The sequence below is a fragment of the Nannocystis sp. genome, assembly GCF_016714285.1.
Taxonomy (GTDB): domain Bacteria; phylum Myxococcota_A; class Polyangia; order Nannocystales; family Nannocystaceae; genus Nannocystis.
Genome location: NZ_JADJNN010000022.1, coordinates 123,835 through 138,005, shown reverse-complemented (window position 1 = coordinate 138,005; position 14,171 = coordinate 123,835). Strand labels below are relative to the sequence as shown.

12 protein-coding genes are annotated in these 14,171 nt (G+C 69.5%); 3 read left to right on the top strand and 9 right to left on the bottom strand.

Annotation, left to right across the window (positions count from 1 at the left end; all coding sequences use genetic code 11):
• Positions 1–122: 122 nt before the first annotated feature.
• The 4 genes from IPJ59_RS29255 to IPJ59_RS29240 all read right to left on the bottom strand — a co-directional run bounded on the left by IPJ59_RS29255 (position 123) and on the right by IPJ59_RS29240 (position 7,028).
• On the bottom strand, positions 123–1,829 hold the full coding sequence (locus IPJ59_RS29255) for a hypothetical protein (protein WP_293274218.1): 1,707 nt from the start codon (positions 1,827–1,829) through the stop codon (positions 123–125).
• 26 nt (positions 1,830–1,855) lie between these two features.
• The gene (locus IPJ59_RS29250) at positions 1,856–3,031 is read right to left on the bottom strand and encodes a hypothetical protein (protein WP_293274217.1); all 1,176 of its coding nucleotides are present in this window, start codon (positions 3,029–3,031) and stop codon (positions 1,856–1,858) included.
• A 262-nt stretch (positions 3,032–3,293) separates the two neighbouring features.
• Complete coding sequence (locus IPJ59_RS29245; protein ID WP_293274216.1) at positions 3,294–6,311, bottom strand: serine/threonine-protein kinase; 3,018 nt, start codon at positions 6,309–6,311, stop codon at positions 3,294–3,296.
• A gap of 51 nt (positions 6,312–6,362) precedes the next feature.
• The gene (locus IPJ59_RS29240) at positions 6,363–7,028 is read right to left on the bottom strand and encodes an RNA polymerase sigma factor (RefSeq protein WP_293274215.1); all 666 of its coding nucleotides are present in this window, start codon (positions 7,026–7,028) and stop codon (positions 6,363–6,365) included.
• 373 nt (positions 7,029–7,401) lie between these two features.
• On the opposite strand from IPJ59_RS29240, the gene IPJ59_RS29235 reads away from it, so the two are divergent.
• On the top strand, positions 7,402–7,857 hold the full coding sequence (locus tag IPJ59_RS29235; protein WP_293274214.1) for a hypothetical protein: 456 nt from the start codon (positions 7,402–7,404) through the stop codon (positions 7,855–7,857).
• 78 nt (positions 7,858–7,935) lie between these two features.
• On the opposite strand, the gene IPJ59_RS29230 is transcribed toward IPJ59_RS29235, so the two are convergent.
• From IPJ59_RS29230 to IPJ59_RS29220, 3 genes are all read right to left on the bottom strand, one after another.
• Entirely contained in the window at positions 7,936–8,697 is a 762-nt protein-coding gene (locus tag IPJ59_RS29230) for an SIR2 family NAD-dependent protein deacylase (RefSeq protein ID WP_293274222.1), read from the bottom strand.
• A gap of 74 nt (positions 8,698–8,771) precedes the next feature.
• Positions 8,772–9,818: a hypothetical protein gene (locus IPJ59_RS29225; protein ID WP_293274213.1), complete on the bottom strand. Its 1,047-nt coding sequence runs from the start codon at positions 9,816–9,818 to the stop codon at positions 8,772–8,774.
• A gap of 1 nt (position 9,819) precedes the next feature.
• Entirely contained in the window at positions 9,820–10,611 is a 792-nt protein-coding gene (locus IPJ59_RS29220) for a hypothetical protein (RefSeq protein ID WP_293274212.1), read from the bottom strand.
• Positions 10,612–10,831: 220 nt separating this feature from the next.
• Between IPJ59_RS29220 and IPJ59_RS29215 the strand changes: the two genes are divergently transcribed.
• Positions 10,832–11,665 carry a c-type cytochrome gene (locus tag IPJ59_RS29215; RefSeq protein ID WP_293246143.1) on the top strand — a complete coding sequence of 278 codons (834 nt, stop codon included), beginning with the start codon at positions 10,832–10,834 and terminating at the stop codon, positions 11,663–11,665.
• Here IPJ59_RS29215 and IPJ59_RS29210 read toward each other — a convergent pair.
• Positions 11,662–11,841 (bottom strand): type 1 glutamine amidotransferase family protein, encoded by a 180-nt coding sequence (locus tag IPJ59_RS29210; protein WP_293246140.1) that lies wholly within the window; start codon positions 11,839–11,841, stop codon positions 11,662–11,664. The genes IPJ59_RS29215 and IPJ59_RS29210 overlap by 4 nt on opposite strands.
• Before the next feature lie 115 nt (positions 11,842–11,956).
• Here IPJ59_RS29210 and IPJ59_RS29205 point away from each other — a divergent pair, with 115 nt between their 5' ends.
• On the top strand, positions 11,957–13,039 hold the full coding sequence (locus IPJ59_RS29205; protein WP_293274211.1) for an SMI1/KNR4 family protein: 1,083 nt from the start codon (positions 11,957–11,959) through the stop codon (positions 13,037–13,039).
• Positions 13,040–13,104: 65 nt separating this feature from the next.
• Here the strand turns inward: IPJ59_RS29205 and IPJ59_RS29200 are convergent, their stop codons facing one another.
• Positions 13,105–13,827: a metallophosphoesterase family protein gene (locus IPJ59_RS29200; RefSeq protein ID WP_293274210.1), complete on the bottom strand. Its 723-nt coding sequence runs from the start codon at positions 13,825–13,827 to the stop codon at positions 13,105–13,107.
• Positions 13,828–14,171 lie beyond the last annotated feature (344 nt).

Genomic DNA, 14,171 nt, shown 5'->3' with positions numbered 1-14,171 from the left:
AGACCCGCCAACTGGCGGTCAGCCGGCGGGGTCGCCGGGCCTGGCCGGACGCGCCCCTGCTCCGGGGCAAGCGGTCGCGGCGATAGCGACCGGCAGGCGACGCGGAGCGCCGGCCCGGTGTGCTACGTCAGCACCACGCGCAGGCCGTCCGCGGCGGCGAGTAACGCATCAGCCAGCCGCCCCTGGCGCAGCAGATGTTCGACGCGGTCCTGCAGCTCGATCAGCGCGGGCTGATGGGCGTGCCAGAGATCGGCGTTGGCGCTGACGGCGGCGCTGTGGTCGGCGCCACCGATTGCGAGCACCACGTGCGCGAGCGGCTCGAAGAACACGTAGACCGAGCTGGCGCACGCCTCCGCTGGTTTGTCGTCGAGGATTAGCACGACCTTCAGGCCCGACTGCGCGAGCCTGTGGAGGGCGGCATCCACTTGGGCGTCGATCTCCGTCCAGGTTTCGGCGGGCAGGGCGGGCCGCCCGCGGCGGCGATTGCGATGCATGTGGTGGTAGAGCTCGATCAGCTCCTCGTGAGCCCACAGGAAGGTCCCGCTGCTCGCCTGCGGCCGCCCGGAAGGCGCAAACATCCGGCCTGGCTCGTCCCAGCGGGCGCGGTGCGCCGGATCACCACCGTGGCAGGGCCAGGGACCGGACGCGAGCCGCGGGAGACTCGTATCGAGGATCCACAACTGGGACGGATCCAGGTCGCGGGTCGGGTGCATGAGGAAGGCAAACCGGCCCCGATTGTCCGTCACCACGCGGCCGACGACGGGCGACAGATAGCCGAGGTCGCGCTGCTCGACGATCTCCCCGGACGCGTCGATCCGCGACCACGCCTGGCCGCAGAGCAGCACGATCGTTCGTCCTGCCAACGCGCACGGTGTCCCGCGGACCGAGCGCGGGAGCACGCGATGGGCGGCCTCCTGGCCATTGCGCGGCACCGTGGTGAGGGCGGGTGTGAGTCCGCGCTGGTCGCCGCTGGCGACCAGCCACAGCAGACCGTCGGTGACCAGCATATGACCGTCGATAGGCCAGGACGCGACGGCTGCCCCGCCGAAGATCGCAGTGGTCGCCGCGTGCTCCCCGAACCGCTCGCCGAGCAGAAATCCGTCCGGGACGAGCGCGGCGGCGCCGGTGTACGGGCCCGTCGGCGACGTCCAGCGGACCACGCCGCTGGAGAGGTCGAGCACGCTGCGCTGGTGGGCGCCACCGCTGTGAGGCTCGCCGAAGCCGACGAGCAGCGATTCGCCAGCGACGACGAGCGGCGCCTCGGGCAACGGCTCCCAGGCCCTCGGGGGCCGCGGACCGAGCTGCTTGGTCAGGCAGCTCCGGTTTGGCGGGTACTTGTACTCGCTCATGCCGGGCACCAGCGCAGCCGTCCACACAGCCGTGCCGTCGGCGCGGAGGCGGATCACCGTTCCAGCGGTCTCGCCTCCGCAGGCGACGACGAAGCCGTCGTCGAGCGGCAGGAACTCGTCGATCGTCGCGCCGTCCGCGAGCGGCGGCTCGACGATGTGCTGCTGGCGAGCAAGCTCGTCGAAGCCCAGGAGCGCCCGCTCGGTCGCCAGCCAAATCGTCCCTCGCTCGTCGATGTGCAGAGGCCCGTATCCGACGTCGACCTCGCACGATGCCTGCAAGCGGCCGCGCCAGTCGAACACTTCGAGGCGGCGCGGGCACTGCATTCCGGTTGGCGTTGGCCGCCGCACCGCTGTGACGATCCAATCTGCGGTCGCGGCGAGCTCGCCCGCGAAGCCGGAGAGCGGGCGGATGAACGGGTCCCTGCGGAGCACGCCGGCCAGGATACCGCGTTCCCCGCGGCGAATGGCTACCGCCGCCACTCCCGGGGATACGTTCTCACAACCGTTCAATCGATCTCGATAAGCCCCAGATTCCAGATCGCGTGACACGCCGCGCGACGGAGCTTCGCACGTGCATCTCCGCGCGCCGCCTCGGCGAGGATGACCAGCGCCAGATCTGGCGAGAACCGCGGATCGAGCCCGGGGCAGCGCGTCAACTCGTCAAGCCGATCATATGGGTCTCCCAGGTAGCGCCTGGATACGTGCTCGAGGAACCGCTCGCTCAGGGAGGGCATCGGCTTCGACGTGTCCCTGGACGCTCCATCCGCGGAGAATTCGCTGGGCATGGGAGGATGCAAGCGGTCGTACACGTGCTTGCGAAGCGTCGACAGCAGGGAGGCTGGCACCGGCGCCCTGCCACCGAGCGCCGCGAGCCCGAGATCGACCATCTGTGCCGCGATGCCGCCTCGCGGGAGACCCACCCAGGCCCTGCGCAGGGCTCCCACGGCCTCCCGGTCGCCGCGAAGAACGACCTGGAAGACCAGCCACGAGGGGTCCTTCCATTCGCGGAGCGCCTCTCGCAACGCTGCGGACGGCGCCGTCTCGCGGCGGTTGGTGAGGAGCGCGGCGACGACGGCCTGATCGTTCACGCAAGTGCCGAGGCGCCGCTCCAGCAGCGGCAGGCATACATCCAGCCCAGCCCGCGATAGCGCATGCAGGAACCCCTCCCCGCTCTGTTGATCGATGTCCCAGCGCTCGAGCAGGTCCACCAGGAGGAGCCGGGCATCCAGATCCTCGCGAGGATCGAGGCCCCTGCCGAGCTCGCGGACGACCCGGCGCATGGCGGGCGGAAGGCTCCCGTATCGCGGACCCAGATCCCGAAGGATGGCCTTGGCCAGCGGTTGGCCGTGGTTCGTACACAGGATCTCGAGATTGATGGCAATCCGGTAAGAGTCGCGGCCCGAGATCTCCTCGCGGCACAGCTCCGGATCAGGGTCCAGGCCGCTGTACAGCGCGTCCCAGTAGGCAGACCACACCGGCCCAGCAGCGTCTCGCTCCGCGGCGATCCGCTCCAGCATCGCCCGCTGTTGGCCCGTGCGATAGAGTTCCGCCAGTGCCTCGATCCGCGCGCGCAGCGGCTCTCCGGGCGCACGCCGTCGCGGCTCCCCGCAGCGCACACGCGCTTGCAGCGATGCGAGCTCGTCGTCGACAGCTTTCTTATCGAGGGAGGTGGTGCCTGTCATGATCGGCCTTTCGAGGCCACGAACGGGTCCATCGGCTGGCACCGCCCAGGGTCGCGGTGATTCTAGATCGTCCGGTGGAGGTTGATCAGCCTGGCAATCACCGCTGGCGACATGCGCCTGGTCGCCGTGGTGGAGGGTCTGGACGTCTTCGCTCGCTTGGGACGCGCCGCCGATCGAGGTCCGGACGCGGGAGGTATCGGTCGAGGTAGGCCCTGAGGGTGGCGGCCGACTCCTCGCAGGGCATCGTTGGTCACCTTGCAGATCACGGGACAAGGTGCAGGCGATCGACCGCCGCGAGCCCCACATCATGCCTCGCCGCGGCGAAGTCCTCGCGCGCCCGCTTCGCGAGCTCGGCCACCCGCCCGGGATCGCGGGACAGCGCATGGAGGGCGCGGGCCAGGTAGAGCCGCGCGTTGGCGCGGTCGACCAGGTCGGGGTAATCGGTGAAGTAGTCCTGGCACGCCTCCGCGTGGGGCAGAGCCTCGGACGGGCGCCCAAGCTCGAGGTAGGCGCGGGCCAGCGACAGCCGCGTGAACGAAGTGTCGTCCGAGTCGGGGCCCGTCTCGGCGAGCTGGACCGGCAACGCGGCGACCAGCAGCGGCAGCGCCTCGTCTGGATCACCTTGCTCGAGGAGCGCGGCGGCCAGCCCCCAGCGGCAGTTGGCGGTCCAGATGTGGTCGGGCCCGCGGTTTCGCTCGGCGTGGGCGAGCGCCTTGCGCAGCCACGCGACCGCCGATGCCAGATCGCCGGCCTTCTGGCGGTTGTCGCCGAGGTTGTAGAGCAGCGTGCCGACCTGCCTGGCCTCGACGCCGAGCGCCTTCTCGTTGCGGACAAGCAGGCGCTCGAGCTCCGCATAGGCCTCGTCGTAGCGGCCGAGCTCGGTCCACGCGGCGACGATGGCGTTACGCATGGTCAACGCCTCGGGCTGCTCCCCCAGACCCGCTGCGACGAGGATCTCGAGCGCCTCCCGAAACATCGGTAGCGCCTCGTCCGGGTGTCCTGTGCCCATTCGGACCGCCGCCAAATTCGCCAGGAGCCGGGCCTGATTCGGGTGTTCGGGGCCCAGGAGGCGCGCGAGGGACTCCTGAGCGCGACGCAGGTGTGGCTCTGCCTCCGCGTAGCGGCTCGCATTCAGGAGCTGAGCCCCGAGCCCCGCGGCGGCCTCGGCGGTCTGGAGCGGCTGCCCGATCTGTTCACGGAGCGCGAGCAGCGAGCGAGCGAGCTCGACCGCACGCGCCAGCTCGCCGCGCGATCGGGCGAACGCCCGCGACATTTCGACGTGCTGCGCCCGGGCCTCCGGCGTGCCGACTCGGCGGGCCACGGCCGCGAGGTCGTCGAGGATGCGCCGGACATCGTCGGGCCGGCCGCGCTCGCTGGCGTTGCGCGCGAGCCGGAACAGCACGTCGACACGGAGTGCGTCATCGCGGGCGGCGTCCGCGAGGTGCAGGGCCCGCGAGAGCTCGCGCTCGGCCTCGGCGAGCTGGCCGCGCTCCTGGGTCGCCACGCCGAGCGAGTGCGCTGCTTCGGCCGCGAACGGGAGGTGGACCTGTGCGCCCGGAGAGGCCGCGGCGGTGCGGGCGAGTTGCTCGGCCGCGGCGAAGCGGCCCGCCAGCAGCGACGCCTTGATCTCGGCCAGCTGGGCGCGGGTCTCCAGCGCGGCACGTCGCAGGGCCGGCTCCTCTGGCAGTGGCCAGGCCGCGCGCAGGTACTCCGGGTCCGCGCACGCCGCGAGCCCGGGCAATTCCTCGACCGCCCGCGCCAGCGATTCGACAGCGCCGGCCTCGACCGCAGCGAACAGCGCGACCGTCGCGCGCAGATCCTCGCCGCGGCGATCGAGGCAGGCCATGCGGCGATCGAGGAGGTCCAGAGATTGCTCGCCGCGGAGATGCGTCGCCTCGCAGGCGGCGATGCGCATCGACCTCAGCGCATTCGCATATGTATCGAGTCCGGCGACGATCGTCGCCGCCGCCGTGTCGGCCCCTGGCGCCTTGCTGGCGAGCACGCGCTCGTGGAGCCGCTCGCGTGTATCGGCATCCCACAGCTCGGCGACCCGTGCGCCGGCCTGTGCACACATCGCTCGGGGGTCGAGCGCGGAGGACGGCCAGGCGAGGACCAGAGCGGACACGGCCGCGACAATCGCGATGCCATAGACCAGCGGAGCCCGGCGGCGCTCCAGCTCGGCGAGGAGCGCGGCCATCGTCGGCCAGCGCTGCTCCGCGGAGACAGCGAGCCCGCGCTCCATCACCCTCCGCAGCCAGCCGGGAACCGAGCGACCTTTGCGCGGAGGCCTTCGCCGGCCCGCCACCACATTGGCGGCCAGGGCCAGCACGTTCTCTCCGTCGAACGGACGTTCGCCATACAGCAGTTCCCAGGCCATCACGCTCCACCCGAACTGATCTGCGGCTGCGGTGGCCTCCTCGCCGCGCCACTGCTCCGGCGCCATATAAGCCGGAGTGCCCTGGATGGAACCTGCCTGTGTCAGCCGCAGTGCCAGCGCGGCAATCTCCGGCTGCAGGCTGGAATCAGCCGGGAGCGTCCGGGCGAGCATCGAATCGGATTGCGCTGATTCCATGGCGGGAGAACTCATCGTGAGCTCTTGCTCAGCCGCCGCCAGCGACCGACCGTGCGCCAGGCCGAAATCCATGACGCGGACCCGGCCGTCCCGTCCGATCATCACGTTCTCGGGCTTGAGATCGCGGTGGACGAGGCCGACCACATGTGCGGCTGCGACGCCGCGAACGACGTCCGTCAGGACGCCCAGCAGCTCCGGCCAGCGACGCGGGCGCTCCTTCACCCACGCGCCGAGCGTCTGACCGGGCACGAATTCCATGGCGATCCAGATCTGCTGGTCGTGGGTCCCGACGTCGTGGATCGCCACGACGTTCGGGTGCGTGAGCTTGGCCAGCGCCTGGGCCTCCCGCAGCAGTCGGGCCCGCCCGCTTTCGCTGCCACCTCTGCCAGGCAACAGCAGCTTGAGCGCGACTTTCCGATCGAGCTCCGGGTCGTAAGCCGCATACACGATCCCCATGCCGCCCGCCCCGAGCTTGTCGAGAAGGACATAGCGGCCCACGACGGTGCCGCGTGTCAACTCCGGGGATCGTCCAGGCGACTGGGTCGCCGGCTCGACGCCTGCCCCCGAAGTCGAGTCGGTCAGGTCAGCGCCGGACAGCCGAGCGCGGACGGCACCCTCCACCTCGCGGCCGTCGCTGTCCTGCCGGCCGACTGGAATCACGCCAGGGCGATGGTCCAGAGATTGGGAACTATCTTCGATGACGGACATACCCGATCGGGCCTTGTATTGTCAGGGGCTGGTCATGAAGCCCTGAGACGATCAGTCGGCGGGGTCGGCCGGGCCCGCCTGAGCTGTGATCCATGCGTGTATCCCGCGCTGCCAACCGCTGAGGGACATCGTCGTGGCAGCCAGCATATCGGGCGAGTCCGCCAGCGCAGCGAGGTTCTTTTCGAGCGCCGCACGACCGCGTTGAAGGCGGCTGCGCACAGTGCCCTTGGGGATCCGGAGAATGGCCGCGATCTCGTCGCAGGTGATCCCTTCCCAGTTATTTAAGTCGATGATCACCTGGTATTCAATCGGAAGGCGACGGATCGCCTTCATCAACAGGCGCTGCTCATCACCGAGGGTGAGGAGATACTCTGGGTCGGGTTCAATCGATGCCAGCGTGGTGCCCTGCCCGTTCTCGATGCCGAGCGTCGGCGCTGTGCGAGCACGCCGAAAGAACGCGGTCATCGTATGGAACGCGATGCCGAGGATGTAGCCTCGCACGTTCCCGGTGATCGCGGGATCGTTCTTGCCGTGGACGCAGGCGAGGAAGGTCTGTTGCACGAGATCGGGGACGTCCTGCTTGCTCTGGACGTTCCGGCGAAACAGATTGGTGACTGCCGTCTTGTGGCGATCGTAGAGTTCGGCTCCCATCCGGGCATCGCCGCGGCGCCAGCCGAGCAGGAGATCGAGGTCCGTGTGATCCGTGCGGATGGTCATTGCGCAGAAAACGCTGGCACAAAACGTCGCCGATGGATGGCGCACTGTCAAGCTCCCTCCACGGAGCTCACAACGTTCGTCGCGGAAGCGCGCATCCATCGGCGCACCCGCGCGCGCTGGGGAAGCGAAGCATCGGGCAGGGAGGGTCTGCTCAGGGCATTGTCAACCTTGACACGGCTTGTCCAGCCCTGATAGCTTGTAGACGGCGGCGCTCGACGATATCGAGCGATTCTATGATAGCGGTTGTCAATCATGAACGCGAAATGCGGATGGTCGGAGGTGACGATTGTCGGACACGGTGCTCGAGATGTTCACTTCGGAGCTTGGGGCGAGTCGCGGCGCGTCACGGAGACCGCTGATCATGTACGGACACATGGCGCAGGTGACCGCGCGACAGTTCGCCCACCACACGACAGTATGCACCATCGCAGTCGCCGGACTTGCAGTGCTGGGGGAGCTGACCGCGCGGCTCGGGACGCTCGGCCTGCTGGCGATGTCGCGGACGACGCACGTCGGCGAGGCGGAGGCGGCGATCCGCATGTACAATGAGCGGTCGGCGACCCGTGCGATGACACTCTACGGCGCGTGGGATTATAACGTCGCGCGAGCGGCGAGCCGCGCGGTCGGCTGCGGCGCGGACGGGGTGTCGATGCCAGGGATCGATGCGAACGAGCACTTCGCGTACGTCTTCGGGGTGCTAAAAGAAGTCATGGGCGGCGCGGCAGCGCCGGCGACGGAGGCGGCGCACATCGCCCGTCTGCAGCGCTATACAACCGCAAAATCTCCGTTCTGGGAGCAGCAGGACCTGATCAAGAGCACATATTATTGACATTGCACGTCGAGCCGCGCGGCTGCCTCACTCGAGGTCCTACACCGGGCGTGCTGGTGTTCGAGCGCCGGCCCGAGATCAAGCATTGGCCACCGCACCGAGGCCGCGGCACAGGGCGGGCAGCGCAGCCTCTGCGGGTGCGGTGATCGCCTGCACGCGACGGTGCGGCGCGCGGCCGACGGGGTCGATCGAGAACATCGCGGCGCCCCGCGAGAGGCCGCGCTCGAGGATCATGTCGGTGATCCCCACCGCGAACGAAGTGCCAGCGAACAGCACGACATCCGCGCGCTCGGCGGCGTGCAGCACCCGTTCGATCTGATAGTCGTGGTGGTCGCTGTAATACTCGTCGAACCACAGCACGTGCTGGCGCAGATACGCGTCGCAGACCGGACAGCACGGGACGGTGGCGAGGGTCGGGTCACTCATGAATGCCTGCGACGCCGCGTCGTCGCGAGGCAGCGAGCCATGCGGCGCGCCGTGCTCGCAGCCGACGCGGGCGCAGCGGACCCGGTCGGCCCGGCCATGCACGTGGACCAGCGCCTGCGAGCCGGCGTCGTCGTGCAGGGTGTCGACGTTTTGGGTGACGAGTAAGAACTCGCCGCCACGCGCGACATGCCAGCGCTCGAGCGCTACGAGGGCATGGTGGGCCGGGTTCGGGCGGGCGTCGCCGAGCCTGGCGAAGCGACTCAGGTACCAGCGCCACGAGCCGACGGGATCCCGCTCGAAGTACTTGTTGGTGCCGAGCTCGGTGACATCATTGGCCCAGACCGCGCCCGGGTCGGTGCCGCGAAATGTCGGGATCCCGCTCGCCAGGCTGACCCCGGCGCCAGTGACGACCAGCAGCGGACGCGGCGGAGTGCCTGCGCAGGCGGCGACCCTCTCGGCGCGCGGCCATCAACGCAGCCGGCCTGAGGTCACTTCTGTCTGTCCCCAGTTCCAGCCTCGTCGAGCACCTTGAACCGACCGGCGAGATGGGGTTCCAGGCGCTCGCTGCTGCGACAGTGCGCGACGATTCGCACGTACGCGGCCACAGGCACGGCGATCGGGGCGACACTGGGCGGCCGGACGATACGCAAACGTGGCGTCCACGGCGGGAAGGCCGGAGTATGCTCCGCTGCGACGAGCAGCCGCGTCGCACCGTCGAGCTGACGATCGTCGAGGGTATCTGCCGCGACCACGGCGAGCAACGCGTCCCACGGAAATGTCCGCAGAAGCACCTCGGCACACAGCTCGTACGCCGGGAAGTCGTTCCAGGTCGACACCCCGCTGCCGAACCACCGCAGCAGCGCTCGCATCTGGTCGATGACCTTCGGTCGAGCCATCGCAAGGGCAGCAAGGGCGGGCCGGAGATCGCCCCGAGCGCACGCAGCGTACAGGTCATTGCACACGATCGCCGACAACTCGGCGGGGGTGGCGTCATACCAGTCATCGGACGCGGCGAGCCAGCGCTTGTGGTCCCTGATGTCCGCGAAGTACTCGGCTCTTGGCTGAACAACGCCGTGATCCTCGAGCCAGCCGTTCAGTCCATCGTCGTAGTGCTGCCAGCCGTCCGCGAGCCCCTTCCAGCGCAACGCTTGCCCGCGGCCGAGCACGAGCAGCGCCACCCGTTCGCCGGCGGCGCTCAACAACTCGAGCGTCGGCCCCCTGGTACTTGGGGCCTGCGGTGCACGACCCGCGAGCACCAGCAGGGCGCGAAACAAGGCCAGCGCCGCGGGGAGGTCGATGTCGGCGAGGCATTGCGCGTCCGGGAGTAGGTCATCTTCGGCGCCGCCCGACCACACCCGTACACGAGTGGTCTCGGTGAGCAACGCGTCGAGGATCGGCTGGCTCGGCGCGGTGCCCGGGAACATCCGTGCGAGCCAGTCGGGATCCGTGGTGGTGGCGAAGACCCTGCCGGCTTTACGGACCTCGTAGCGGCCCTCGCCAAGCGCACGTACCTGGAAGTCATCGATCGATGCCATATCACCGCTTCCTTGAGCAGTTGTTGTCTGTGCGAGGCCCGGCCAGCCAGACGTCGGCGTTGGGTTCGTCACCGAAGAGGTACGTGCGCACCATCCGGAGGTCGAGATCTACGATCTGGTCGAATTCCAGCCCGAGCTGCGGGCCCAGGAGCTGACGAGGAGGTCCCGTGACCTCTGCGTACCATTCGCTTCGCCACTTCGGCTGCGTGTGCCCCAGCACCTCGGTCAATGGCTCGATCCGCCGCGGGCCCTGAAAGTAGAGCGTGTGGGCAAAGCGCGCCTTTCGATGCCAGCGCCCGTCGTGCACGTGCACCGTCGGGAAGTACAGCGCGCCTGGTACACGCGTCGGGAAGTCGAAGGCCATCGGATGCACCTGTTGGGCACCGGCTCGCAGACGAAACACAGCGAAGCCCCAATCTGCGTACATGGGCAACGCCTGCCAGACCCCCTTGGCGAGGCGAAACCGGGGATCGAGCCGAGCGAAGTCCGCGACCGTCGGAACGTAGGATGCCTCGAAGGAGCCTATTGTGCGCACCACCAAGGTTTGCGGCTGGCGCTGCGGACTGAGCCCGAGAATCTTCGGCCAGCACCGGTCGAGGGCGTCGAAGAAATGCTCCCGCCCGGACAGGTCGATGAACCGCAGCGCATCTTCACCAGCGCCCGCAGGCACGGGCACCGGCAGGATCATCGCTACATCCTGCGCTGCGTCGAGGCGCATCGAATAGACGAGCAACTGCCGCCCGCCCGCCGCCCTGGCGAAGATCTTGGTGGAGTCGACGCGGATCGGACCCATCGCCCCGGAGAAGCAGCACACCTTCGAATGGTCAGCGCTTTTTCCAACGGGGTCAAGCCAGGGGTCCATAAGGCCGCGGCCGCGGTCACCATCATGGCGGCCGAAGATTTCGGCGTGCGCCCGACGCAAATGCGGGGCCGTGAGCAGCCCATGCGGCGCGGCTCTGCCCGCCTGGGCGCGACACGGCGACACGGCCGTGCGACCCTCGGGAGTCCCCCGCATGCCACTCGCCTCGCGCACCTCGCCCCTGCTCGCGGTCGTCCTTTCCGCCTGCAACTCCGTCGACCCGATCTCGATCGCCCGCGAGGCCCCGGCCACCTGGGCCCCCGAGGACACCATCTATCTCAACGGCCAGCGCTACTTTTGGACGTCTCGCTGGTACGATACGCGGGCCACCAACCGAATCGCACTGCCCGTCGGCACGCCGGTCAAGCTCGTCATCGCCAGCGACGACCGCGAGCATCGCCTCTACTTCCCCCAGCTCGGCCTCGACATCGTCGCCTCGCCCGAACGCCCCGCTGAGGTCTGGGTGACCATGCAGACCGCCGGCGAGTGGCGCTCTCGCTGCGTGCAGGAGTGCCTGCCCGAGCACCCCGAAGCCATGACCCTCAACCTCCTGGCCCTGTCTCCGGAGGCCGCCGACGACTGGTGGAAGTACGAGCTCTGGGGGGAGTGGGAACCTGAGTCCCGCCCCGCCCCGCACGGCGCCGAACTGCTCAGGACGCGGAATTGCATGAACTGCCACGCCCTCGACGCCCCCGGGGCCGGTCCGCCGCTGCGGAATTTTTGGGGCTCGATCGCCATGGCCTCGGACGGCCGGATGCTCCGCGTCCACGGCGAACCTGGCATCGCCCTGATCCGCGACTCGGTGTTCGCCCCGACCGCGTTCCCGCTGTTCGGCTATCCGACTCCCATGCCCTCGTACGTGGGGCAACTCGACGATGAACAGCTCGAAGCGATCGTCGCCCTGTTCCGCTGCCTACCCGACCCGTACCGGCAAACCTGCGAGGGCCTGCCGGAGGCGCTCGCCCAGGGCCCCTGGCGACTCGACTAGCGCGGCAACACCAGCCCGCGCTCGACCTCCGCCGCCCGCGGCTCACCGACCACGCGTCGCACGATCGCCAGCGCGAACAGGAACGACGTCCCCGGCCCCTGACTCGTGATCAGGTTGCCGTCCTCGACCACCGAGGCCTGCTCGAGTTTCCCGTACATCGCGATCCGCGACGCCACCGTCGCTGTCTATCGTGACATCCTCGCCGGCGACTGCAGCATCGCGCGCTCAACCGAGCCCCCGCAGGCTCGCAGGCCCCACCGCGTGCGCCTTGAGCCGTGATACCGTGGCGCGATGCACCCGCGCGAGCAGGACAGAGAGCTGGTCGAGCGCACGCTGGCGCTGTATGCCCAGCCGGCGCCGCCGCAGCCGACCCCGGGTGCGGACGACTGGCAGCGACTGCGGTCCAAACTGGCGCGCCTGAACGAGACCATGCCGGCGTATCTCCTCCCCCGCGCGGACCACTTCTGGGACCTCGGCGAGCCGCTGTCCGCGACCGAGGTCGCCGCGTTCGAGCGCTGGGTCGGCGTCGCGCTGCCACCTGACCTCCGCGGCTTCGTGCGACACGTCGGCGACGGCGGCCCCGACCTGCGGGTGTTTCGGGACACCTGGTCCAGCGACGTGCTGGCCGCGCGCCCCTTCGCCCCGACCATGCTCGAGCTCAAGGCGCCGGACTGCCTCGGCTACGGCGGCTGCTGGGGCGTGCCCGGAACGCTGGCCATCGGCGGCTCGAGCGAGCGACTCGGCGGCGAGTTCGTGCTCGACCTCCACGGCCCCGCACCGGGGTGCATGGCGCTGATCCTCTGGAAGGCGCGCAGATACGTTCCGACCGGGCTGCGCTTCGTCACCTGGTACGAGCGCTGGCTCGACGCAGCGCTCGCCCAGGCCGACCACGAGCTCGAGCCCCTGCGTGCGCTGGTCGCCGCCGCCGCGGGTGCACCGGACGATCTCGACGTGTGGCGCCGACTCGCCGCCGAAGCGGCGCTGCGCGGCGACTGGCCGCAGATGCGCGCGGCGATCGCCCGCGCACAGGCCCTCGGCGCGACCACGCTCGAGACCCCCGATATCATCGCACTGCCATTCACCGCCCTCCGGATCGCCCGCTACGCCGGCCTGTTCGCATATGGCTATCCCCTGCACCCGCTCGCCGACCCGGCGCTGCGACTCGCGCTCGGCGAACTGCTGGCGAACCGGGGTCGCCACGCCGAGGTCGTCGACACCCTGGCCCCGGCGTTCGCCAGCGGGGCCCGGCTCGCCGACACCCCGTCCTACCGCGCCCGGATGGCGGCCTCGCTGCAAGCGCTCGGACGCCACGAGGAGGCACGATCGCTGCTCGCGGTCCCGGGCCGACCCTTACACGCCGGTGGCCGCCGCTGACGCGCTCGCGTGCGCCCTTCGATCACAGCGATCGACCAATCACACGGGCCCCAGCACGCGGATGGCTAAGCCCGCAACGGAACGACCTCGGCGGGCTGAACGAGGATTGGGCTGCCCGGCTCGGCGAGTACCTCGTGGAACTCGACCTGGCCGCGCCCGAGGTCGACGATGGCGACGCTGGCCGGATATCCGCGGTGAAGGGTCCCGGGATTGACGAAGATCAGCGGCGGGCCGACAGGGCGTGGAAAGCTCCGGACCATGCGTCGGTGCGTGTGGCCGGCGACGACCAGGCGCAGCGCAGCGTCGGCGAGCAGAGGATCGAGGGCGTGGATCACCGCTTGCGAGGTCTCCTGGTGCTGCGGATGCAGGCGCACGTGGTCGTTGTCGCCGACCCCGTGACACAGCATCAGCTCGCCGCGCAGAGTCGGCATGCGGCGCGTCACCGGCAGCGCGGCGAGGAAGGCGAGACTGTCGTCGGCGATGAACCGGGGCTGACACGCGAACGGATTGGCGAGCATCGCGCGCTCGTGGTTGCCGCGCACGACGATCGCCGCGTGGGCGCGCAGCAGGGCGCAGCAGCGGTCGTGGTCACCGGCGCCGTCGACGATGTCGCCGACCGACAGCACGGCCTCGACATCCTGTCCCGAGAGCCAGGTCAGCACGTGGGCCAGGCGCGCGTCCTCAGCGTGCACGTCACCGATCGCAGCGAAGCGACGCAGTGGAGTAGGCGACGGCACGGCTCCGATCTTGCGCGGTGTTCGGGTGTCGGGTGTTGGGTCGGTGGGCATGACGACCTTCGCACAGGATAGCGGGGTTCGGGCCACACCGGTGCGTGGGTTCACGGGCTGCGCAGTGCCCACCAGCGGGGCGTTCAGGGCTGCGCTCCCCGGTCGCCGCCGCACCCACCGAGGTCGACGCCTGGCAGCAGATGTTGGTGCGGTTTCGTGACCAGATCGGCGCCGAGCTGCGCAGACGCCTTGCGGCCAACGAGCCACGGCCGCTTGGTAATTTTCGGTCGGTGTGCCCGCGGGAAGGCTGAAGCTGGCACGTCGTTGCCTGTTCGGAGCAACGGGCCGCCGAACACACAACGGTCGTTCCTTCATGTATCATGCACCTCAAGGTGCGCATGCAT